The sequence below is a fragment of the Bacillus sp. N12A5 genome, assembly GCF_026790125.1.
In the GTDB taxonomy this organism is placed as follows: domain Bacteria; phylum Bacillota; class Bacilli; order Bacillales; family Bacillaceae; genus Bacillus.
The window spans coordinates 340,608-361,420 of the sequence record NZ_JALAMR010000002.1 but is presented as its reverse complement, the minus strand read 5'-3'; the positions used below and the strand labels follow the sequence as shown (position 1 = coordinate 361,420).

The 20,813-nt window shown below is 44.6% G+C and carries 23 protein-coding genes, 2 pseudogenes and 3 riboswitches; of the genes and pseudogenes, 10 read left to right on the top strand and 15 right to left on the bottom strand.

What is annotated here, in order from left to right; translation table 11 throughout:
• Window positions 1-31: 31 nt before the first annotated feature.
• Window positions 32-1,170 (top strand): annotated as a pseudogene (locus tag MOC09_RS02275) (MGDG synthase family glycosyltransferase).
• Here MOC09_RS02275 and MOC09_RS02270 read toward each other — a convergent pair.
• The 3 genes from MOC09_RS02270 to MOC09_RS02260 form a co-directional block, all read right to left on the bottom strand.
• Entirely contained in the window at window positions 1,167-1,631 is a 465-nt protein-coding gene (locus MOC09_RS02270) for a MarR family winged helix-turn-helix transcriptional regulator (RefSeq protein ID WP_003232536.1), read from the bottom strand. The pseudogene MOC09_RS02275 and the gene MOC09_RS02270 overlap by 4 nt on opposite strands.
• Window positions 1,632-1,765: 134 nt before the next feature.
• Window positions 1,766-1,948: a stress protein gene (locus tag MOC09_RS02265; RefSeq protein ID WP_268362330.1), complete on the bottom strand. Its 183-nt coding sequence runs from the start codon at window positions 1,946-1,948 to the stop codon at window positions 1,766-1,768.
• Between the two features lie 87 nt (window positions 1,949-2,035).
• Window positions 2,036-2,191, bottom strand: coding sequence for a hypothetical protein (locus tag MOC09_RS02260; protein ID WP_003218545.1), 156 nt, complete (start codon window positions 2,189-2,191; stop codon window positions 2,036-2,038).
• A gap of 193 nt (window positions 2,192-2,384) precedes the next feature.
• Between MOC09_RS02260 and tnrA the strand changes: the two genes are divergently transcribed.
• Window positions 2,385-2,717 (top strand): MerR family transcriptional regulator TnrA, encoded by a 333-nt coding sequence (tnrA, locus tag MOC09_RS02255; RefSeq protein ID WP_003232541.1) that lies wholly within the window; start codon window positions 2,385-2,387, stop codon window positions 2,715-2,717.
• A gap of 42 nt (window positions 2,718-2,759) precedes the next feature.
• Here tnrA and mgtE read toward each other — a convergent pair whose 3' ends face one another.
• The 7 genes from mgtE to ykoG all read right to left on the bottom strand — a co-directional run bounded on the left by mgtE (window position 2,760) and on the right by ykoG (window position 8,180).
• Entirely contained in the window at window positions 2,760-4,115 is a 1,356-nt protein-coding gene (gene mgtE / locus MOC09_RS02250) for a magnesium transporter (RefSeq protein WP_268369409.1), read from the bottom strand.
• Between the two features lie 17 nt (window positions 4,116-4,132).
• Window positions 4,133-4,255: a hypothetical protein gene (locus tag MOC09_RS02245; protein WP_010330178.1), complete on the bottom strand. Its 123-nt coding sequence runs from the start codon at window positions 4,253-4,255 to the stop codon at window positions 4,133-4,135.
• Between the two features lie 92 nt (window positions 4,256-4,347).
• A riboswitch (M-box (ykoK) riboswitch) is annotated at window positions 4,348-4,514 on the bottom strand.
• Between the two features lie 107 nt (window positions 4,515-4,621).
• A complete protein-coding gene (locus MOC09_RS02240) occupies window positions 4,622-4,759 on the bottom strand; it encodes a transcriptional regulator SplA domain-containing protein (RefSeq protein ID WP_003218541.1) in 138 nt (45 codons plus the stop codon).
• 81 nt (window positions 4,760-4,840) lie between these two features.
• Complete coding sequence (locus tag MOC09_RS02235) at window positions 4,841-5,356, bottom strand: PepSY domain-containing protein (protein WP_268362325.1); 516 nt, start codon at window positions 5,354-5,356, stop codon at window positions 4,841-4,843.
• Window positions 5,357-5,448: 92 nt separating this feature from the next.
• Window positions 5,449-6,129, bottom strand: coding sequence for a PepSY domain-containing protein (locus MOC09_RS02230; protein WP_268369407.1), 681 nt, complete (start codon window positions 6,127-6,129; stop codon window positions 5,449-5,451).
• Window positions 6,126-7,490: a two-component system sensor histidine kinase YkoH gene (gene ykoH, locus MOC09_RS02225; RefSeq protein WP_268362320.1), complete on the bottom strand. Its 1,365-nt coding sequence runs from the start codon at window positions 7,488-7,490 to the stop codon at window positions 6,126-6,128. The genes MOC09_RS02230 and ykoH overlap by 4 nt, the downstream gene beginning before the upstream one ends.
• 3 nt (window positions 7,491-7,493) lie before the next feature.
• Complete coding sequence (ykoG, locus tag MOC09_RS02220) at window positions 7,494-8,180, bottom strand: two-component system response regulator YkoG (RefSeq protein ID WP_268362317.1); 687 nt, start codon at window positions 8,178-8,180, stop codon at window positions 7,494-7,496.
• A gap of 101 nt (window positions 8,181-8,281) precedes the next feature.
• Window positions 8,282-8,393, top strand: a riboswitch (TPP riboswitch).
• A gap of 96 nt (window positions 8,394-8,489) precedes the next feature.
• Between ykoG and MOC09_RS02215 the strand changes: the two genes are divergently transcribed.
• Genes MOC09_RS02215 through thiX form a run of 4 tightly spaced genes read left to right on the top strand, consistent with a single transcriptional unit; the run spans window position 8,490 to window position 12,062 of the window.
• A complete protein-coding gene (locus MOC09_RS02215; RefSeq protein WP_268369406.1) occupies window positions 8,490-9,092 on the top strand; it encodes a Ykof family thiamine-binding protein in 603 nt (200 codons plus the stop codon).
• 1 nt (window position 9,093) lies between these two features.
• Entirely contained in the window at window positions 9,094-9,693 is a 600-nt protein-coding gene (locus MOC09_RS02210) for an ECF transporter S component (RefSeq protein ID WP_268369405.1), read from the top strand.
• Entirely contained in the window at window positions 9,680-11,323 is a 1,644-nt protein-coding gene (locus MOC09_RS02205; RefSeq protein ID WP_268369403.1) for an ABC transporter ATP-binding protein, read from the top strand. Before MOC09_RS02210 ends, MOC09_RS02205 begins: the two co-directional genes overlap by 14 nt.
• Window positions 11,298-12,062 carry an HMP/thiamine ABC transporter permease ThiX gene (gene thiX / locus MOC09_RS02200; RefSeq protein ID WP_268362309.1) on the top strand — a complete coding sequence of 255 codons (765 nt, stop codon included), beginning with the start codon at window positions 11,298-11,300 and terminating at the stop codon, window positions 12,060-12,062. Before MOC09_RS02205 ends, thiX begins: the two co-directional genes overlap by 26 nt.
• A gap of 32 nt (window positions 12,063-12,094) precedes the next feature.
• Here thiX and rsbRB read toward each other — a convergent pair whose 3' ends face one another.
• Window positions 12,095-12,928 carry an RsbT co-antagonist RsbRB gene (gene rsbRB / locus MOC09_RS02195; protein ID WP_268362307.1) on the bottom strand — a complete coding sequence of 278 codons (834 nt, stop codon included), beginning with the start codon at window positions 12,926-12,928 and terminating at the stop codon, window positions 12,095-12,097.
• A gap of 222 nt (window positions 12,929-13,150) precedes the next feature.
• Between rsbRB and isp the strand changes: the two genes are divergently transcribed.
• A complete protein-coding gene (gene isp / locus MOC09_RS02190) occupies window positions 13,151-14,110 on the top strand; it encodes a S8 family peptidase (protein ID WP_268362305.1) in 960 nt (319 codons plus the stop codon).
• A gap of 131 nt (window positions 14,111-14,241) precedes the next feature.
• Window positions 14,242-14,397, top strand: a riboswitch (SAM riboswitch).
• A gap of 129 nt (window positions 14,398-14,526) precedes the next feature.
• Window positions 14,527-16,815, top strand: coding sequence for a 5-methyltetrahydropteroyltriglutamate--homocysteine S-methyltransferase (metE, locus tag MOC09_RS02185; RefSeq protein ID WP_268359672.1), 2,289 nt, complete (start codon window positions 14,527-14,529; stop codon window positions 16,813-16,815).
• Window positions 16,816-16,853: 38 nt separating this feature from the next.
• Here the strand turns inward: metE and MOC09_RS02180 are convergent.
• Window positions 16,854-17,479 (bottom strand): annotated as a pseudogene (locus MOC09_RS02180) (histidine phosphatase family protein).
• A 135-nt stretch (window positions 17,480-17,614) separates the two neighbouring features.
• Between MOC09_RS02180 and MOC09_RS02175 the strand changes: the two are divergent.
• Entirely contained in the window at window positions 17,615-18,085 is a 471-nt protein-coding gene (locus MOC09_RS02175; protein ID WP_268369401.1) for a nucleoside deaminase, read from the top strand.
• A 4-nt stretch (window positions 18,086-18,089) separates the two neighbouring features.
• On the opposite strand, the gene MOC09_RS02170 is transcribed toward MOC09_RS02175, so the two are convergent.
• Both MOC09_RS02170 and MOC09_RS02165 read right to left on the bottom strand, forming a co-directional pair.
• Entirely contained in the window at window positions 18,090-19,193 is a 1,104-nt protein-coding gene (locus MOC09_RS02170) for a TPR domain-containing glycosyltransferase (protein WP_268359680.1), read from the bottom strand.
• Between the two features lie 138 nt (window positions 19,194-19,331).
• Entirely contained in the window at window positions 19,332-19,742 is a 411-nt protein-coding gene (locus tag MOC09_RS02165; protein WP_268359682.1) for an organic hydroperoxide resistance protein, read from the bottom strand.
• A 142-nt stretch (window positions 19,743-19,884) separates the two neighbouring features.
• Between MOC09_RS02165 and MOC09_RS02160 the strand changes: the two genes are divergently transcribed.
• Window positions 19,885-20,328: a MarR family winged helix-turn-helix transcriptional regulator gene (locus MOC09_RS02160; protein WP_268359684.1), complete on the top strand. Its 444-nt coding sequence runs from the start codon at window positions 19,885-19,887 to the stop codon at window positions 20,326-20,328.
• Between the two features lie 31 nt (window positions 20,329-20,359).
• Here MOC09_RS02160 and MOC09_RS02155 read toward each other — a convergent pair whose 3' ends face one another.
• Complete coding sequence (locus tag MOC09_RS02155) at window positions 20,360-20,785, bottom strand: organic hydroperoxide resistance protein (protein ID WP_010333956.1); 426 nt, start codon at window positions 20,783-20,785, stop codon at window positions 20,360-20,362.
• Window positions 20,786-20,813: the final 28 nt, after the last annotated feature.

The following is a 20,813-nucleotide window of genomic DNA, read 5'->3' as shown; positions in this document are numbered from 1 at the left end:
ATAGTTGCCATATTTTTTAAGGAGGACCGTCATGAAAAAGATTCTCATCTTTCCTTTTTTAAGCATTTCTACCGGACATCATCATGTCGCCGATGCCCTTCAGGCAGAATTGGAGTCTCAAGGACTGGCATCTGAGAAAATCGATATCTTTTCACACGCGTATAGACGGTTAGAAAAACTATCCTCCGAGACATATTTAAAATGGATTCAATATTTCCCGAAAACGTACAGCGGCATTTACAGGCTCCTTGCCTGCGGAGAATACCAGAATGACAAACGCTATACCATGTACGAGTGGCTATTCACACAGCAAATGAGGCAGATCCTTAAAGAAAAACAGCCTGATATCGCTTTCTGCACACATGCGCTGCCTTCTTATCTGCTGAACCGGCTAAAACCTGAATATCCGAATATGACGGTTGTAAATGTATACACTGATTTTTTTGTGAATCAATTATGGGGACGGGAGAACATTGATTATCATTTTGTTCCGATCATGGATGTCAAGAAGCGGCTCATGTCTGAAGGAATTGATCAGAAAAGCATCTACTTGACCGGTATTCCCGTTCACCAGATTTTTGAAATGAGGACAGCAGACACCTGTCCGCATCATCCGCCATACACCATCATGATCACAGGCGGCAGTATGGGAGTCGGCGGGATTCTAAAATGGGTTCAGGATCTGTCGCCAGGCGGAAATATCTTATACAAAATATTATGCGGCAGGAACGAAAAGCTCTACTGCTATGTCAAAAGTTTACGCCACCCTTTTATTGAGCCGATCCCCTATCTTCACAGCAAAGCAGAAATGAACCGTTTATACGATCAGGCGTCAGGCATTATGACAAAACCCGGAGGCGTGACCATCAGCGAATGTTTGCAGAAACGGCTTCCGGTATTTATTTATCATGCGCTGCCAGGCCAGGAGGAAATGAATTTGAAGCTGTTAAAGGAGCGGAAGCTTGTCACAGATATGAGAAACTGGGACATGCAGAAGGCAGAAGAGCAGATTGCGGCATTTTTTCAATCGAATGAACAGGTGAAAGAATACGAAAAACACGTCAATAAATATCTTGGTGAAATATCTGATCGGAAGATTGAGGATGTTTTAAAAAGGATCACATGAAACAAAAAAACACTCTCCTGAAAACGGAGAGTGTAACATGTTAACGAAACAGCAAATGCTGGCTGTGAATGCCTGCTTTCTTCAACAGGACGATCAGCTGGTCCTGTTCATCAGGCGAAAGGCCTGAAAATGCTCTCGCAATACGCAGTGCATGAATCGGATAAATTTTATCCAAATATTCATTTCCCTTGTCAGTTAAGTGCGCGTAAACGGAGCGTTTATCTTTCGGGTCCTGCTCCCTTACTAAAAAACCGTTTCTTTCTAATTTGTCAATAACATATGTGACGTTTCCGCTCACAAGCAGAAGTCTCGACCCAATTTGCTGTAATTTTTGCGGGCCTCTTGTGTAGAGAAGCTCCAGCACAGCAAACTCAGTCGGATTAAAACCGTGCTCTTTGCTGTCACGGATACTATGTTCAGACACACTTTTGAAAGCCCTTGCAAAAACTCTGTACAAATTCATCGCACGCTCAACTTCTTCTTCGTTAAACGATAATCTCATCATATCTACCTCGTAATATAGGATTTTTATAAAAAAATAATGAAAACCCTTACATATAATAAGAGTTCAGTCCCTTACTATACGTATTCGCGCTAATTCGAGAAATTCCTTCTGAAAACAAAAAAAATCCTTATACATTATCTTGTATAAGGATATCTTTTGTGATCTGCGATGCCGCGGAAGAAATACGCGTATTCCTTTCGCAGTTCGGAAATCGTCATTTTGTTCATTACTTCTTTATTATAAACTCCGATTTGAAAAAGTTTTTCTGAATAGTGGCTGCGTTCTTTTTCTAAAGCGGATTTCAATAAATTACTCATAGCGTCCTCCTTCATTTTGAGGTATCCTATACACAAGATACTCTATTTAAATGAACGTGGTATGAATCTAATGTAAAGAATTTATGTTTACGAAGATTTTCGGTAGAGTCCGTTTTGAACCGATCGCAATAATTGAAAAGCATGTTCTCCGGCAAGCTGCATAAACGTCTCCAGCATTTCATCACGCTTAATATCCAACTCGATAATTTCTTTTGCCAGTGAGACCGCTTTTTCTTCCTCCATGATTATCCTTCCTCCTCATTTATTCGTTACATAAAGGATAAAACGCGCTTGTGTGTTACGCATTATTCTTGTTAATTTTTCTTCCGCATTTTTTCAAAAATCTTCTATTTCATGTTAGAAAATATGACAAGCGTCAGGTTTTTTCTCTTTGTTTTTTATATACTATTATCAAAAGACATCCAGGGGTGGAAAAATGACCACAGAAGATCATTCTTATAAAGACAAAAAAGTGATTTCAATCGGGATTGTGAGTGAATTGACAGGATTGTCCGTAAGACAGATCAGGTATTATGAGGAACGGAAGCTCATTTATCCGCAGCGTTCTTCAAGGGGCACGAGAAAATATTCTTTTGCCGATGTGGAGCGCCTGATGGATATCGCCAATAAGCGTGAAGACGGCGTACAGACGGCAGAGATTTTAAAGGATATGCGCAAAAAAGAGCAGATGTTAAAAAACGATCCGCAAGTGCGGAAAAAAATGCTGGAGGGGCAGCTTAATGCTCACTTTCGGTACAAAAACCGTTAAATGATAAAAGTCCGACTCGCAATTGAGACGGACTTTTTACGTTTATAATGAGTGTATGAATGCAGTGGCAATGCCAAAGTAAATTAATAAAGACAAAATATCGTTTAACGTTGTAATTAGCGGTCCTGAAGCGATCGCAGGGTCTACTTTCAGCTTGTGCAGAATGATAGGGATAATTGTTCCGGACATCGTGCCGATAATTAAAGTAAAGAGCAGTGAAGAAGCGACAACGAATCCCAAAAGCGCATTCCCCTGCCATAAAATGGCGATAATCGCAATCAGAACAGAACAAACCGCCCCGATATAAATACTTGTTCTGAACTCCCGGAAGATCAGGCGTACAATCGTTTTTTTGTTCATCTCTTCTTTAGATAGCCCTCTGATGACAACCGCGAGGGATTGTGTCCCTGTATTTCCTGTCATTCCAGACACCATCGGCATGAAAAACGCCAGTGCGACAACCTGCTGCAGCGCATCTTCAAAATAACTGATAATGCTTCCTGAAATCAGGCCGATAAACAGGAGCAAAATCAGCCAAGGCAGGCGCCGGTACGCGGCCACGTATGCCTTTGTGTCAAATGTGATATCCTTACCGGAAGCGGCAAATTTTTCGTAATCCTCATCTGCTTCCCGAATGACGACGTCGATAATATCATCGACCGTTACAATGCCGACAAGGACATTGTTTTCTTCCACAACCGGGATCGCCAGGAAATCGTACCGTTCAATCAGGCGTGCTACCTCTTCCTGATCCTGAAGGGCGCCTGCTGAGATAACACGGGTAAACATTAAATCCTGCACCTTTTCTTCAGGTTCGCCCAGAATCAAATCGCGGTAGGAAAGAACGCCCACCAGCTGTTTGCTGTCATTGATGACATATAAGTAGTTGATCGATTCAGCGATTTCGGCAAAGCTTTTCAGTTTGACGACTGCGTCTTTGACTGTATAATGCTGAGGAATCCATACAAACCGGTTTGTCATCATGCGTCCCGCTGAGTCCGCCGGATAATTCATCAAAAGCTGGACAGCTTTTGACTCTGACGCTTCCATGCTGGACAAAAGCTGTTCCTTCAGTTCCTCGTCCATTTCATCAAGCAATTGAGCGAGGTCATCGTTGTCCATTTTGTTCATTGCAAGTGTTGCTTTTGTTTTTCCGACTTTATTTAAGACGGCAAGCTGAAATTCGCGTTCCAGCTCTCCGATCATATCAGTGATATCTTCCACAGTTAAGTAAGATAAATAGCGGGCGCGGTGTTTTTCCGGCATTTCTTTAAAAATAAATGCCATATCATAGGGCTGAAGCTCATCAATCACGCTTCTGAAATCCCTGATTTTCCCGTCTCGCAGTAAAATAATGATGCGTAATATGAGTTCGTCATAGGTCATGTTTTGAACCATCGGGACTCGTACCTCCTCTACGGAGACGTGCCGGCCTCGCCTGAAGGTGCGGCAGATCGTCTCCTCATCGTGTAATCAATTGTCTTGCTGTCATAGTATATGGGTACTTCTTCAGATTGACTCGAATGGGGAGAATCCATACTCCGCACCTCCTTTTGTACATTTCGTTTTAAAGGCATAAAAAAAGCCTTCGGGATTGAAGGAGAAAGAAGCACGGCAAAAAAGCGTGCGGGAGCGCCTTCAATCGTAGAGCTTTAGCACTGTATGGCATAGGATCAATCATCCAGCTGCGTTAAAAATCACCTTATGTCGATGATTTCTGTTGACCCATTGGCGTCTTTGGACATTTTTGGGCAGCAGCGTATCTCCATACAGGAGCCTCACCTAACGAAGTTCCTAATTGAATTGACACACTGAGATTACAGAAAAAAACAAGCTGTGTCAACTCAAAAAAGTAATTAATGCGCTTCCATCACCATTACGGAACAAAATAAGGGCCTAAGCCCTTATTCTGTTGTTTGCGTCTCATCATCCTCAGAGAGTAAATGATATGTTTCATGAAGAAATAAAGCGTATTCTCCTTCCTTCGTCGGATGTGGTACATATTCAGCCTGATTGATGTATTGCTCCTCTTTCTTTTCCATGCGTTTCGCCTCCTTTTCTATTTAGTTTGTCCAATAGAAGGTTTCTTATCATGAAAAAACCCCGCTGCTGCGGGGTTTTGATTAGTCGTCTATCTCCTGCTTAATGATATGTCCATCCTTTGCAGAGATTTCGTACTCTGCCTCAGTTCCCTGTTTCGTTTTGATCTCAATTTCATAGATGTAAACACCGTCGTCTTCGTCAAGCTTGCTTTCTGTTACGGTTCCATCTGTTTGCTTTAAGGCAATCTCTTCAGCCTCTTCTTTTGTCATTATGACTTGTTCTGCTTTCTCTTTTAACGGGTCATTGAGCGCCTGTTTTGTCTTGATATCTACATAAACGTCGTAGCCTTCACCGTCTTTTTCAATCTCTACTTCATAGACTTCTTTACCGTTGTACATGTCTCTGTCGATGTCATCCACTGTGCCGTCAACAACCGTTTTGGCAATCGATTCTGCTTCCTGTTCAGTGAGTGCACCAGTCTTGGCAGAAGCCGTCTGTGTGTTTCCATTGTTTTCTTTCGCAAACGCGTTGTAGCTGAACCCGCCAGCCGCTACGCATCCTGCTAAAAGGCCAACCATCCATCTTTTCTTCAGCATATGTGATTCCTCCTTTGTTTTTGTAAGTGTACAGTTTACATACTCAACATGAAAGGAAAACGAGAGAAAGATGAGAATTTGATGAGAAACCGTCAATCTTCATACACAATGTTCGCAATTTTTCCGGTGTAGGCATTGATTTTCACTGTTGCTTCCTTATCTTCCGGAAGATCAACATCCACTTCAAAGATGAGAGTGCCCTCACTTTCTTCCAGATCAGCGTCCTCCGCTGTTCCGCCCGTTTCTCGCTCAGCAATGGTTTTGGCTTCTTTTTTCGTAATCGGTGTTTTTTGTTGATCTTTACTGCTGATTTGATCAGCAGACACGACTGCTCTTGCCACCATGTCTACCTTCACTTCGTATGTTTTTCCGTCTTCTTTTTGTATGGTATATGTGGCGACACGATTTTGTTGTGTTTGTTTTTTAACGGTTCCCGGCACCTGCTCAAGTGCGAGATGCTTGGCTTCTTTTTCTGTCATGGCAGTTGGCTTCATCGCTTTTACTCTGTTCATCGAAAGAATGTCTGCCGACTTTGCATCCGCCTTTATAAAATACGTCCCCTTAGGATTTTCAAGGGTCAAGTCATAGGTTTTGTTGTCCTTTGATTGTGTTACTTTCGTGATCTCGCCTTCATAAGAGGCTTCGATTTTTTTTACGATAGCCTCCTTTGACAGGACGTCCTCGTGGGTTTGCCGAATGATAAGAACTGCACAGATGATGACGGCTAAAACCGCTGCTGCCGCAGCAAATACTGCTTGTAATGGTTTGTTCATCGGCCTCCCCCATTCTGTTCTTTGAATTGCATGGTCACAGCTGTTCCTTGTCCCGGCTTGCTTTTTACACTCAGCTCAATGCCGTGCTCATCGGCGATGTGCTTGGCAATGGAAAGGCCTAAACCCGTCCCGCCTGTTTTTCTGTTTCGTGCCTCATCCGCCCGATAGAACCGTTCGAACAGGTGCGGGATATGCTCCTCAGGGATTCCGATGCCTTCATCCCTCACTGACAGAAACGGCCGTCCATCCTTCGTTCCGGCTGACATCACAATGGGTTTTTCACTATACTTTATGGCATTATCGAGCAATATGGTCAGCAGCTGCTTGATGCGTTCTTCATCAGCAGTTACAAGCAGGCTCTCCTTATTTGTTTCAAGCAAAATGTCACGCTGATAGGCGGACTGGAGCGTTTGCATGACGGCGCGCGACACTTCAATCAAATCGATTGTTTTCAGATCAAGCTCGAGTCCTTTATGGCTTTTTGCCAGCGCCAGCAGCTGATTGGTCAGTTTCTTCATATGCACCGCTTCTGAATGAATGGCATCTATCGATTCCTCAAGCACTTCCGGTTTTTTTGCCCCCCACCGCTTCATCAGGCTGCTGTAGCTTTCTATAATGGTGAGCGGAGTTTTCAATTCGTGTGAAGCATCCTGAACGAACTGCTGCTGTTTATCGTAGTGCTCTTTCAGCATCATCGCCATCTCATTAAATGTCAGCCCCATTTGATATAACTCGTCGTGAGACTGCCCTTCCAATGAAATCGTTTTGAATGCTTTCTCCCGCTGTATGTCTTTCATTGTCACCATTAAGCGTCTGATCGGATTGATGATACGGCGGGCAAGCAAGCTGCCGGCAAAAAAAGAAGCGATACAAACAGCAGCACTTGCAGCGATTAAAATGATTTTCAGCAGAAACAGACTCTCTTCTGTGTTCTCAAGCCTTTCAACCAGCTGAAGAGAAACCACTTGTCCATCAGTCCAAATAACCGGAACAGCAGCCTCAGCAAACAGCTTGCCGTCATGTTTTCTTACATCTGCCGTTTCCCCGCTGTGAAAAGACAGGGGAAATTCTTTATATGCTTTTTCCTTTGTCATGGTCATGACGGCTTTTTGATCACCATTCACTACACGGACCATGCCGTTTGCCGGAAGATAAGCCTGCAGCATGTCCTGCAAAGCCACTCCTTCTGTTTCAGCTGCATGCAGTGCTTCAGAAATGTTATCCGTCTCAGCTGCAAGCCGGGCTGCATCCTTTGAGGTCAGCGCAGATGAAAAAATGAGATAGACTGCGGTATGGACCAAAATTAATAAAATCAACAGCGATATTGATGTGTACAGATGAATCTTGGTCTTCAGCTTCATCGTTTACCCCTTAATGGCATAGCCGACCCCGCGAACGGTATGGATCAGCTGTTTTTCGTAAGGATAGTCAAGTTTTTTTCTGATGTATCTGATATAAACATCCACGACATTTGTATCACCGATATAATCAAATCCCCATACCGAGTTTAGAATCTGCTCCCGTGTCAGCACCTGTTGCGGATGCTTCAGCATATAGACGAGCAAATCAAATTCCCGGGGCGTTAATTCCACCTCTTTATCTCCGCGTCTCACTTCACGGGTTTTTTCGTTCACCCGCAAGTCGTCATATGTAAGATAGGTGCCGATATCTTCTGTTTTTGTTCCGTTTTGGCGCAGCGCCGCCCTGATTCTCGCAAGCAATTCCTCGATTTCAAACGGCTTTGTGACGTAGTCATTCGCGCCGATATCCAGCCCTGTTACCTTGTCAGGAATGCTGTCGCGAGCCGTTAATAAAATGACCGGTGTCTGCTGATCCGTTTTTCTCAAGCGGCGCAGCACTTCCAATCCGCTCAATCCCGGGAGCATGACGTCAAGAAGCACCAGGGAATACCCGCCTTCCGCGGCGGCATTCAGTCCTTCTGTGCCGTTGTGTTTGATGGTGACGCTGTATCCTTCATATTCCAATTCAAGCTGAAGCACCCTGGCGATTTTTTCTTCATCTTCCACAATTAATATGTTCCCTTTTTCCAAAAGCGATCATCCTCTCCTATCCCAAAATGAAAAAAATGATTTCATTGTTTACAAAATGGTTCTTATCATCTATTATGATGTCAAAATAAAAAATTGTATACGGAAAGCACTAGGGGTGCTGTTTTGGCTGAGATAAAGCGCGCAAACACGCGCTTTGATCCCTTATGACCCGATCTGGATAATACCAGCGTGGGGAAGTGCAGGTTGACCGAATGGTGTATTTTTTTGTGCGCTTAATCGATCTATGACTGCATATTCCCTTAGGATATGCAGTTTTTTATTTTACCAAAAAAACAGGAGGTCGGAGAAATGGATCATATTTGCGGCACAAGCAGAATTGCCGGTTTTCGGTTCTCTTTATATCCGATGACGGATGATTTTATTAGTGTGATTAAGTCGGCGCTGAAAAAAACCGACACATCCAACGTTTGGACGAAAACCGATCATATCAGCACAGTCCTGCGCGGATCGATTGATCATGTATTCGACGCTGCCAAAGCCATTTATCTCTATGCGGCGAACAGCGAACAACACATCGTCATGAACGGGACGTTTTCTATCGGTTGCCCGGGCGATACACAAGGAGATACATATCTTTTTGCAGACGGCAAGCGCGTCAATGAAGAAGCTGTCCGCAGCCTGAATGCGGAAGCGCCGTGCCAATTTGCGCTGTATCCGCTGAATGAGCCCGATTATATGGGCTTGATCATGGAAGCTGTCGAGATTGCGAAAGCAGAAGGCACCTTCGTACAGGGGGTCCATTACGCGAGTGAGCTTGACGGGGATGCACATGACGTATTCAGAACAATGGAAGCCGTTTTCCGCATGGCTGAACAGCAAACAAACCACGTAACCATGACTGTCAATGTCTCGGCTAACAGTCCATCAAGAAAAAACAGAAAGCAGGGATAATATGAAAAGCTGGAAAGTAAAAGAAATTGTCATCATGTCTGTTATCAGTATCGTTTTTGCCGTTGTTTATTTATTATTTACGCATTTCGGAAATGTACTTGCAGGTATGTTCGGGCCAATCGCTTATGAACCGATTTACGGCATTTGGTTTATCGTTTCTGTCATCGCCGCGTACATTATTCGAAAACCGGGTGCAGCGCTTGTTTCTGAAATCATTGCCGCTCTCGTTGAGTGCCTGCTGGGAAATCCGTCTGGCCCGATGGTCATCGTTATCGGCATTGTTCAAGGACTCGGGGCTGAAGCGGTATTTCTCGCGACACGCTGGAAAGCATACTCTTTGCCCGTCCTTCTGCTGGCAGGAATGGGGTCTTCAGTAGCAAGCTTTATTTATGATCTCTTTGTTTCTGGCTATGCAACCTATTCACCGGGCTATCTTCTCATGATGCTTGTGATCCGTCTGATTTCTGGCGCGCTTCTTGCAGGGCTTCTCGGAAAGGCTGTCAGCGACTCTCTTGCTTATACGGGTGTGTTAAACGGAATGGCACTCGGGAAGGAATTGAAAAAGAAACGGAAGCGGGCTTCAGAACATGCAAGCCTTTGATGAGTTCCTAACGGTTGACCAGCTCGGCTTCTCTTATGAAGAAGACGAGAAACCGGTTTTTCAAAACATTTCGTTTGCACTTCACAAAGGAGAATGCGCTTTATTGCTGGGACCGAGCGGGTGCGGAAAAAGCTCGCTCGCCCTTTGTTTAAATGGCCTGTACCCGGAGGCTTGCGACGGCATACTGTCCGGACATGTATTTTTATATCAAAAGCCGGTCACAGACGCTGAAACTTCCGAAACGATTGCACAGCATGCCGGAGTTGTCTTTCAGGACCCCGATCAGCAGTTTTGCATGCTTACGGTTGAGGACGAAATCGCTTTTGGGCTGGAAAATCTGCAGATTCCGAAAGAAGAGATGGCGGAGAAAATTGATGCCGTATTAGAAAAATTACGTATTACTCATTTAAAAGAAAAAACAATATCTGCACTGTCAGGAGGACAAAAGCAGAAAGTGGCTCTCGCCTGTATTTTGGCGATGGAGCCCGAGCTTATTATATTAGATGAGCCAACTTCCCTGTTAGATCCTTATTCAGCTCGGGAATTCGTTCACATGATGAAAGAGCTTCAGCAAGAAAAAGGCTTCAGCCTCCTCGTCATTGAGCACCAGCTTGATGAATGGACGCCTTGGATTGAGCGGACAATCGTGCTGGACAAAGCAGGAAAAAAAGTGCTGGATGGCGGGACGAAAGATCTATTTCAGCACGAAGCGGAGACCTTAAAACAAATGGGCATCGCGATTCCAAAAGTGTGTGACCTGCAGGAAAAACTCAGTATGCCGTTTACTTTATCAAAAGAAACGCTTTTTAAAGAACCGTTTCCTGCCGGTCATAATGAAAAGAAAGAAGTTCCTTCTGGGGAGCGTGTGCTGGAAGTCAGCAGCCTTTCGTTCGCAAGAGGACAGCAGACGATTTTCAAAGACATCAGCTTCTCATTGCACGAAGGCTCTTTGACGGCGCTTGTCGGCCCGAACGGCACCGGAAAATCAACACTCTTATCCGTCCTCGCCCGTCTGATGAAGCCGAAAAGCGGAAAGATTCTTCTATATGATAAGCCGCTTCAATCGTATAAAGAAAATGAACTGCGAAAACGAATGGGATTTGTTTTTCAGAACCCCGAGCATCAGTTTGTCACCGGCACAGTATATGACGAGCTGCTGTTCGGCAAGAAAGCAAATGCTGAAACCAAGAAAAAAGCGCAGCATCTGCTGCAGCGTTTCGGTCTTGCGCATTTGGCTGATCACCATCCGTTTGCAATCAGCCAAGGGCAAAAACGGCGCCTGAGCGTCGCTACCATGCTCATGCATGACGTAAAGGTTTTATTATTAGACGAACCAACCTTTGGCCAGGACGCCCGCACGGCGGCTGAATGCATGGACATGATTCAGCGGATTAAGCAAGAAGGCACCGCTGTCCTCATGATTACACATGATATGGAGCTTGTCTCTTCGTATGCCGACAGCGTGCTTGTGCTTCACGATACGGACCTGGTTTTTGACGGATCTCCAGCGCAGTTATTTTCTCAGAAAACAAGGCTTGTCCAAAAAGCAAAGCTCACCCTTCCCCTTCTATATGAATGGATGGCATATCAAGAGGAGGTGCGTGATGAAGCAGCCGTTACATCTCATTAATCCGACAGTGAAAGCAGCGGCGGTTTTTTGCTGCGTTGTCATGCTGTCGTTTATTTACAACCCTTACACCCCTGCGTGTTTTTATATCATCATCGTGTCGGGTGTCCTATTGGCGGCCGGAATCCCATTAAAAAAATGGTTTTTGTTTACCATTCCGTTTTTGATTTTGGCATTCGGATGTGTATGGACAGCCGCTGTTTTTGGCAAGGTTCCGACAACCCCGGAAAATTTCTTATTTCAAGCCGGCCCTATCTCTATTAACAGCGATAATGTGTCTGTGGGCATCTCTCTCGGGTTTCGGATTTTGTGCTTTTCCGCCTTATCGATGATGTTTGTTTTTACGACTGACCCCATTTTATTTATGCTGAGCCTTGTCCAGCAGTGCAAGCTCTCACCAAAGCTCGCATATGGCGTGATTGCAGGTTTTCGTTTTCTTCCGCTGTTAAAGGATGAAGTCCAGCTGATTCAGCAGGCCCATAAAATCAGAGGAGGAGCGGCAGAGAGCGGCTTCGTTGAGAAAATCAGCGCGCTAAAGCGGTATACCATCCCGCTATTGGCAAGCGCCATCAGAAAAGCGGAACGGACCGCCCTGGCAATGGAATCGAAGGGGTTTACAGGAAGCAGGAATCGGACATATTATCGAACGCTGTCCGTAAATCGCCGCGACTGGCTGTTCTTTTGTCTCGTTCTCTTCTTGTTCGCAGGATCTTTTCTTGTATCCTTATGTTTTGCCTCATAAAAAGCCGCTATCGACGATAGCGGCTTTTTATATTATTGATGATAGTTTAATGCCTGGGCAAGATTGGTTTTAATCGTTATATTCGAAAAATCAATTCCAAGCTGTACAGCTGTTTGAGCGATTTCAGGCCTGATTCCTGACAGAGTTGACCGGACACCGATTAAATTGAGTGCCTCAATCAATTTAAAGATTTGGTGCGCCACCATTGTATCAACCACCACAACGCCTGACAGATCGATTAACAGATGCTCTACGCGTCTTTTGGCACAAGCATGAAGCGTGTTTTCCAGAATAAACTTGGCCCGTTCAGTATCAATGTCACCTACAAGCGGCAGCAGAGCTGTTGATTTGCTCAGGGTAATGACAGGCGAGCTTAATTCCAATATCATTTCTCTCTGGGCGTTTAATTGCTGTTTGGCATTCGTTTCAGCATGATCAACGAATGTATAAATCGTAAAATCAAAGACTTTTACAATCAAATCAGCCCATTTCTGTTTCTCTCCCGGTTCAAATGCCGATTCATTTTCTTCTGCGAACTTCTCAAGATACTTCGTGTATAATCTTCGGTTTCTCATAAACTCCCGAATGACGTACTGAACCGGCGTGTCGAGATGCTTTTGGTCGTTTGTCAGCTCAATGATCCACTCTTGAAATTCTTCGAGAAATTGTTTTTCCGGTAAAACATACATGTAATTCAGATGCCGATAAAATTCTCTGTCCTGCTCTTTCAATTCTTCCGTTACAGATGCATTATGTAGAGCGTAAAGCGAGTTCGGATCGCTTTCCTCCATCGTTTCAATCCATTCCTCGGCCATTTGATCAACATGTTCTGAAAAAAATGCGTATAATTTTTCATTCAGTTTCATCACACTGCTCCTTTCCCCAACACTATTATAACTTGACTGATAGCTGAATCCCAGTCATACACGCTGAAGCCATCCAATATTTTGAAAATAACTAATTCTTTGGGGTGTATCCTATTTTTTCAAAATGCTTCAAATGGCTCTGTCCGAGCGGTTGCTTTTTTCATATAATATGAGGCAACACCCTTGAATCCACTTGAAAGCATAAAAAAGGAGGGCTTTTTTATGAATGGTGAAATCCGCTTGATCCCGTATGTGACGAATGAGCAGATCATGGATGTAAACGAGCTTCCTGAGGGCATTAAAGTGATTAAGGCGCCAGAATTGTGGGCAAAAGGGGTAAAAGGCAAAAACGTAACAATTGCAGTATTGGACACTGGCTGCGATACAAGCCATCCTGATTTAAAAAACCAAATCATCGGCGGAAAGAACTTCACAGATGATGACGGCGGCAAGGAAGATGCGATTTCCGACTACAACGGACACGGCACACACGTCGCCGGAACAATTGCCGCTAATGATTCAAATGGCGGCATTGCTGGAGTCGCTCCTGAGGCAAGCCTATTGATTGTGAAGGTTCTAGGCGGCGCAAACGGCAGCGGACAATACGAATGGATTATTAACGGCATTAACTACGCTGTGGAACAGAAAGTCGATATCATCTCAATGTCCCTTGGCGGACCAAGCGATGTTCCGGAGCTTGAAGAAGCCGTGAAAAACGCCGTCAAAAACGGAGTGCTTGTCGTTTGCGCGGCGGGAAATGAAGGTGACGGCGACGAACGAACAGAAGAGCTTTCCTACCCCGCGGCTTATAATGAAGTGATCGCGGTTGGTTCTGTTTCCGTAGCTCGAGAATCGTCAGAATTTTCTAACGCCAATAAAGAAATCGATCTTGTGGCACCGGGAGAAAATATATTATCCACCCTCCCTAACAAGAAATACGGCAAGCTCACCGGGACTTCAATGGCTGCCCCTCACGTCAGCGGAGCGCTCGCTTTAATTAAAAGCTTTGAAGAAGAATCATTTCAAAGAAAGCTTTCTGAACCTGAGGTTTATGCACAGCTGGTTCGCAGGACACTCCCGCTTGATATCGCAAAAACGCTGGCAGGCAATGGATTCCTGTATTTAACTGCTCCTGATGAGCTGGCAGAAAAAGCAGAGCAATCACATTTGATGACACTATAAATTTATTTTTCTCATATAATAAATGCCGTAATTTGTAAATAAAATTTCAAATTCTATGTTGACAGCGAATTTGAATTGCTGTTAAGATTACCAACAAATGATTCAACTTTTCAAAAAATTAATAACATTTTCTCTTATCGAGAGTTGGGCGAGGGATTGGCCTTTTGACCCCAACAGCAACCGACCGTAATTCCATTGTGAAATGGGGCGCACTGCTTTTCGCGCCGAGACTGATGTCTCATAAGGCACGGTGCTAATTCCATCAGATTGTGTCTGAGAGATGAGAGAGGCAGTGTTTTACGCAGAAAAGCCTCTTTCTCTCATGGGAAAGAGGCTTTTTGTTTGTGAGGAAACCTCTTAGCAGCCTGTATCCGCGGGTTAACTTAGAGTGTTTTACATATAAAGGAGGAGAAACAATGACAACCATCAAAACATCGAATTTAGGATTTCCGAGAATCGGACTGAACAGAGAATGGAAAAAAGCACTTGAAGCGTATTGGAAAGGCAGCACTGATAAAGATACGTTTTTAAAGCAAATGGATGACCTATTTTTATCCGCAGTAAAAACACAAATTGACCAGCAGATTGATGTTGTGCCTGTTTCTGATTTCACACAGTATGACCATGTACTCGACACAGCGGTCAGCTTTAACTGGATTCCGAAACGATTCAGACATTTGACTGACGCTACCGATACATACTTCGCTATCGCCCGCGGAATAAAAGACGCTGTATCAAGTGAAATGACAAAATGGTTTAATACAAATTACCATTACATCGTTCCGGAATATGACGAGAGCATTGAGTTCAGCCTGACAAGAAACAAACAGCTCGAAGATTATCGCCGAATCAAACAGGCATACGGCGTTGAAACAAAGCCTGTGATTATCGGCCCATATACGTTCGTTACGCTTGCTAAAGGCTATGAACCGTCAGAAGCTAAAGCAATCCAAAAACGCCTTGTGCCGTTATATGTACAGCTTTTGAAAGAGCTTGAAGAAGAAGGCGTAAAATGGGTTCAAATCGATGAGCCGGCACTCGTTACCGCCTCTTGCGAAGATGTTCGCGGCGCAAAAGAATTATTTGAAAGCATTACAAGTGAGCTTTCCTCTTTGAATGTGCTTTTACAGACGTATTTTGATTCTGTTGATGCCTATGAAGAGCTGATCTCTTACCCGGTTCAGGGAATCGGCCTTGATTTCGTTCACGACAAAGGCAGAAACCTGGAACAGCTGAAAACACACGGCTTTCCGACAGACAAAGTACTGGCAGCCGGCGTGATCGACGGACGCAACATTTGGAAAGCAGACCTTGAAGAACGTCTCGATGCCATTCTAGATATTCTCAGCTATGCAAACGTTGATGAACTGTGGATTCAGCCTTCAAGCAGTCTGCTGCATGTTCCGGTAGCAAAACATCCTGACGAGCATTTGGAAAAGGATCTGCTGAACGGATTATCCTACGCAAAAGAAAAGCTGGCCGAGCTGACAGCTTTGAAAGAAGGGTTAGTATCAGGAAAAGCGGCGATCAGCGAACAAATCCAGCAGGCAAAAGCTGATATTCAGGCGCTTAAACTGTTTGCAACAGGCACGAATTCTGAACAAAAGAAAGAGCTTGAGCAATTAACAGATAATGACTTCAAGCGTCCGATACCGTTTGAAGAACGTTTAGCTCTGCAAAATGAATCTCTCGGCCTCCCGCTTTTGCCGACGACTACGATCGGAAGCTTCCCGCAGTCTGCTGAAGTGCGGAGCGCACGCCAAAAATGGCGGAAAAATGAATGGTCTGATGAACAGTATCAAAACTTTATCAATGCGGAAACCAAAAGGTGGATTGATATTCAGGAAGAATTGGAACTTGATGTCCTTGTTCACGGTGAGTTTGAACGGACAGACATGGTCGAATACTTCGGTGAAAAGCTGGCCGGCTTTGCCTTCACAAAATATGCTTGGGTTCAATCATACGGCTCACGCTGTGTTCGGCCGCCAGTCATTTACGGAGATGTTGAATTTATTGAACCGATGACAGTGAAAGACACGGTATATGCACAGTCCCTGACATCCAAGCATGTGAAAGGAATGCTGACAGGTCCGGTTACAATTTTAAACTGGTCTTTCCCTCGAAACGATATTTCGAGAAAAGAAATCGCCTTCCAAATCGGGCTTGCCCTTCGGAAAGAAGTAAAAGCGCTTGAAGACGCAGGCATTCAAATCATCCAAGTCGATGAACCAGCACTGCGCGAAGGCCTTCCATTAAAAACCCGCGATTGGGATGAATATTTGACTTGGGCGGCAGAAGCATTCAGATTAACCACTTCTTCCGTGAAAAACGAGACACAAATTCATACGCATATGTGCTACAGCAACTTCGAAGACATTGTCGATACGATCAATGATCTGGATGCGGATGTCATTACGATCGAGCACAGCAGAAGCCACGGAGGATTTTTAGATTACTTAAAAGAGCATCCGTATCTCAAAGGCCTTGGCCTTGGTGTGTATGACATTCACAGCCCTCGGGTGCCGTCAACTGAAGAAATGTACAACATTATCGTTGATGCGCTTGCCGTCTGTCCGACTGACCGCTTCTGGGTAAATCCAGACTGCGGATTGAAAACAAGACAGCAGGAAGAAACGGTTGCCGCATTGAAAAACATGGTGGAAGCTGCAAAACAAGCAAGAGCTCAGCAGACACAGCTTGTATAAAATAGAAACCATCTGTCTTTGGCAGATGGTTTTTTCTATTAGAAAGCGGAAATCGGTTTCCGATGCTTCCCGTCCCCTTCTTTTACTATTTTGGCTGTTCCATTTCATCAAATTCCACAAGGCTCAATGATGTATCATGTATGTAAGCAGAATTCCATATGTCGTTAACGCGTCTCCCCTTTATGATATTTAACAGCATTAATATAAAGACAGAATGGGTAACCAAGAGAACATTACCGGAAGAATGGCTGTCTAAAATCGTTTGGAGAGCCAGCCTGACCCGTTTTTCAAAGTCAAAAAACGTTTCACATCCCTGCTGGCGATAAGCTTCGGGATAATGAAAATAAGCATGAAAAAGATCTGGTTCGTCCCTTTCAATATCCTCTTGTTTTTTCCCTTCCCATGAGCCCAGTGACATTTCTCTGAATATATGATCTATCACCAGCGGGGGCCTGCGCGATCCCAGTATGGTTTTTGCTGTCTCTTCTGTCCGCTTGCTCGGGCTGATGTAGACCTGATTCAATTCAATATCCTTCAGACGCTCCCCAAGAGCGCGGGCGTTGTACAGCCCAAGTTCTGTCAAATCAGAATCCAGCCAGCCCTGCATCCGTTTTTCTACGTTCCATTGGGTCTGTCCGTGTCTGGCAATATATAAATGCAGCATGTTTCCCCCTCCTCTTTTCTCCTCTTATCTTAGCAAATCCCCCAAATACTTTGTTTATTTTGCACTTTTTTGAGAATGTTCTTTGCCCCCTTTTTCGGCTATACTTATAACACTCAATTGACAGGAGGGTTTGGGATGAATCATGAAAAGTTCTTAAAACGGGCTGTCGACCTCGCTCGTGAAGGAGTGAATGCAGGAGTTGGCGGGCCTTTCGGGGCCCTTATTGTAAAAGACGGTTCTATTATTGCCGAGGGGCAGAACAACGTTACAACAAGCAATGATCCGACTGCCCATGCGGAAGTGACAGCTATTCGGAACGCCTGCCGGGCACTTGGCACCTATCAGCTTGATGATTGCATCTTATATACGAGCTGCGAGCCGTGCCCCATGTGTTTAGGCGCCATTTACTGGGCCCGGCCAAAAGCCGTTTACTATGCGGCAGAGCATTCCGACGCTGCCGAAGCGGGGTTTGATGATTCGTTCATTTATGAAGAAATTGATAAACCAGCTGAAGAAAGAACGATCCCCTTTTATCAAGTGACTTTGACAGAGCATTTATCCCCGTTTCAGGCATGGCGGGCTTTTGACAATAAAAAAGAATATTAAAGGATCAGGCATGCGCGGCCTGATCCTTTGTTAATTCGCTGAGAAGACGCTGTGCCCGCGGGCACTTCGGATTGGCCTTCAGCGCTTTTTGCAAATACAGCACAGCGGTCATATGCTGATGCGATTCAGCATGGCAGACACCGAGCCAGCAGCTTGATTTAAAATCGGCTGCTCCTTTTACCTCTACGTACTGATGATTTTCATTAGTGATTTGAAGGCAAGCCTCAAATGCCGTGATTGCTTCTCTTACTTTTTTAAGCTGATACTTGATGACCCCTTTGTAATAGTGGAGCGTGCAGTAATCGTGATAATGCCCGAGTGCTTCATTGATATCGTGTTCCGCTTCTTCGTACCGTTCTGCGTCTATTAATAATTTATACTTTAAATAATAGACATTAGGCGGCGGAATTTGCTTTTTTCTCTTACATTCATTGATATAATCCATTGCCAGGCTGAGGGCTTTATCATGTTTGTTTCCTCTGTCATATTCAGCTGCTTTCTGATAGACGAGAGACGGGTCAGTGCAGGATGCCAGCAATTCCGTATTCAAAAAGCTCATGTTGCGCTGATGCTTTTGCTGTGCCTCCTGCTCTAAATGGCCGTAATGGTGAATGATACATGGAAGCGTGAAAGAGCTGCTTGCCGCTTTTCCCTCAGGCCTTTCGCCAATACTTCCCGTAAACACTATGTTTTGCTGATTGCGGATCAGCCTGATCTGCCTTTGTTCAAACGCTTCATTTTCATTCCATTGCTTCCCGGTATAGTTCACGACCTTCACATAACCGAGAGACGGCAGGCTGTCTGTCAGCAGCGAAGGCAATAGGCTGCCCGTGTCCGGATCCAGCTCTTCATCGGCATCCAGGATCAATATCCACTCTCCCTTGGCATGCTGCAGGCTGGCATTTCTCGCCTGTGAAAAATCCTGTTCCCATTTATGGCGAAAAACTTGGGCATGAAAGCTTTTGCAAATGTCTTCCGTACGATCGTTTGATCCGGTATCAACCACAATAATTTCATCGGCAATATGCTGCACACTCTCTAAACAGCGGGCGATATGGCGTTCTTCATTTTTCACAATCATACAAACTGACAGCTTTGTTTTTTTCATGTGCTCACCTTTTCTCTAGACTGAATTCACCTATACTACATGTACCTATACTACATGTATTCATCCTTCGAAAAGATCATGCCCGCTCCTCATGCTTCCACACAAAAAAACATCCTGAGAATCTCAGGATGCCGATCGTTATTTTAATTCTAATTTTACATCAATATTTCCCCTGGTCGCCTTAGAATAAGGACAGAATTCATGAGCAGCCTCGACAAGCTCTTGTGCCTTTTCCCGATCTAAATCTTTCGTGTTCACAACCAGTGTGACGCCGATTTTAAACCCGCCGTCGCTCTCATCCTTCATAAGGCTGACCTGCCCTTCGATTTCGGAATCAATTTCGATATTTTGTTCTTTGGCCACGTGTTCGAGCGCGCCGCCGAAGCATGCAGCGTATCCTGCCGCAAAGAGCTGTTCCGGGTTTGTGCCGGTTTGTCCTTCTTTTTTGGCATTCGGCATGACAATATCAAAATCTAGAACACCGTCGTCTGAAGTAATATGTCCTGCCCGGCCGCCTCGCGCGGTTACTTTAGCTGTAAATAGTGCCATCATTTCCATCCTCCTTATATCGTATCTAGTTGTTATATTTCCCATTCTGTTCTTTTTAAACATGCTAAGTTTGCCGAGAATAGGAAAAGTGGTGTTTTTCAGATACAATAGAATGGAATGTCAGAAAGAGTTGGTGAACAAGATGGAAAATGAATTTGACCATATGAAATTGGAGAATCAGCTTTGTTTTTTGCTTTATGCGAGTTCGAGGGAAATGACAAAGCAATACAAGCCGCTGCTTGATAAGCTGAATGTGACGTATCCGCAATATTTGGCTTTGCTTTTGTTATGGGAACATGAAACGCTTACTGTCAAAAAAATGGGCGAGCTGCTGTATTTAGATTCAGGCACGCTCACTCCAATGCTAAAACGGATGGAACAGCAGGGGTTGATTACGAGAAAAAGATCTGAAGAGGATGAGCGGTCCGTGTTGATCAGCCTGACAGAGGACGGGGAATCATTAAGAGAAAAAGCTGCCGACATACCAGGAACGATCTTGGGGCTCTCCAAACAGTCCGGTGAAGACCTGAAACAGTTAAAATCCGCTCTCTTTACATTGCTGGAAACAATCCATCAAAAAAGTTGAGGATGCCTTATACGAGGCATCCTCTTTTCTTTTATTCAGCTACTTCAAGTGTCACATCGATATTTCCAGAGGTTGCTTTTGAATACGGGCAGACGCCGTGCGCTTTTTGCACAAGTGCCTGTAATTCTGACGCACTGACTCCTTTTCCTTTCACTTGCAGCGTCACCCCCAGTTTGTAGCCTTGATCTGCTTCGTCCTTTAACAGGCTGACATGCGCTGTAACCTCTGTCTCCACTTTCACCCGTTCTGTTCTTGCTACCAGCTGCAGTGCGCTGTCAAAGCAAGCTGCGTAACCCGCTGCAAACAGCTGCTCCGGATTTGTCGCTTTTTCTAGTTTCTTTGCTCTCGGTGTCCCCGGCATTGCGACATCGAGCTCGAGAACGCGGTCTGATGAAATGACCTTTCCTTCTCTTCCTCCTACCGCTGAAACAGATGCTGTAAATAATGGCTGACTCATTTTTCATTCCTCCAATATATTTTATACA

Excerpts from the sequence above, each read along its gene's own strand:
- MOC09_RS02270 (WP_003232536.1), bottom strand. The coding sequence starts at position 1,631 with ATGATGAGATTATCGTTTAACGAAGAAGAAGTTGAGCGTGCGATGAAT.
- MOC09_RS02265 (WP_268362330.1), bottom strand. The coding sequence starts at position 1,948 with ATGAGTAATTTATTGAAATCCGCTTTAGAAAAAGAACGCAGCCACTAT.
- MOC09_RS02260 (WP_003218545.1), bottom strand. The coding sequence starts at position 2,191 with ATGGAGGAAGAAAAAGCGGTCTCACTGGCAAAAGAAATTATCGAGTTG.
- tnrA (WP_003232541.1), top strand. The coding sequence starts at position 2,385 with ATGACCACAGAAGATCATTCTTATAAAGACAAAAAAGTGATTTCAATC.
- mgtE (WP_268369409.1), bottom strand. The coding sequence starts at position 4,115 with ATGGTTCAAAACATGACCTATGACGAACTCATATTACGCATCATTATT.
- MOC09_RS02245 (WP_010330178.1), bottom strand. The coding sequence starts at position 4,255 with ATGGATTCTCCCCATTCGAGTCAATCTGAAGAAGTACCCATATACTAT.
- MOC09_RS02240 (WP_003218541.1), bottom strand. The coding sequence starts at position 4,759 with ATGGAAAAGAAAGAGGAGCAATACATCAATCAGGCTGAATATGTACCA.
- MOC09_RS02235 (WP_268362325.1), bottom strand. The coding sequence starts at position 5,356 with ATGCTGAAGAAAAGATGGATGGTTGGCCTTTTAGCAGGATGCGTAGCG.
- MOC09_RS02230 (WP_268369407.1), bottom strand. The coding sequence starts at position 6,129 with ATGAACAAACCATTACAAGCAGTATTTGCTGCGGCAGCAGCGGTTTTA.
- ykoH (WP_268362320.1), bottom strand. The coding sequence starts at position 7,490 with ATGAAGCTGAAGACCAAGATTCATCTGTACACATCAATATCGCTGTTG.
- MOC09_RS02215 (WP_268369406.1), top strand. The coding sequence starts at position 8,490 with ATGGATCATATTTGCGGCACAAGCAGAATTGCCGGTTTTCGGTTCTCT.
- MOC09_RS02210 (WP_268369405.1), top strand. The coding sequence starts at position 9,094 with ATGAAAAGCTGGAAAGTAAAAGAAATTGTCATCATGTCTGTTATCAGT.
- MOC09_RS02205 (WP_268369403.1), top strand. The coding sequence starts at position 9,680 with ATGCAAGCCTTTGATGAGTTCCTAACGGTTGACCAGCTCGGCTTCTCT.
- thiX (WP_268362309.1), top strand. The coding sequence starts at position 11,298 with ATGAAGCAGCCGTTACATCTCATTAATCCGACAGTGAAAGCAGCGGCG.
- rsbRB (WP_268362307.1), bottom strand. The coding sequence starts at position 12,928 with ATGAAACTGAATGAAAAATTATACGCATTTTTTTCAGAACATGTTGAT.
- isp (WP_268362305.1), top strand. The coding sequence starts at position 13,151 with ATGAATGGTGAAATCCGCTTGATCCCGTATGTGACGAATGAGCAGATC.
- metE (WP_268359672.1), top strand. The coding sequence starts at position 14,527 with ATGACAACCATCAAAACATCGAATTTAGGATTTCCGAGAATCGGACTG.
- MOC09_RS02175 (WP_268369401.1), top strand. The coding sequence starts at position 17,615 with ATGAATCATGAAAAGTTCTTAAAACGGGCTGTCGACCTCGCTCGTGAA.
- MOC09_RS02170 (WP_268359680.1), bottom strand. The coding sequence starts at position 19,193 with ATGAAAAAAACAAAGCTGTCAGTTTGTATGATTGTGAAAAATGAAGAA.
- MOC09_RS02165 (WP_268359682.1), bottom strand. The coding sequence starts at position 19,742 with ATGGCACTATTTACAGCTAAAGTAACCGCGCGAGGCGGCCGGGCAGGA.
- MOC09_RS02160 (WP_268359684.1), top strand. The coding sequence starts at position 19,885 with ATGGAAAATGAATTTGACCATATGAAATTGGAGAATCAGCTTTGTTTT.
- MOC09_RS02155 (WP_010333956.1), bottom strand. The coding sequence starts at position 20,785 with ATGAGTCAGCCATTATTTACAGCATCTGTTTCAGCGGTAGGAGGAAGA.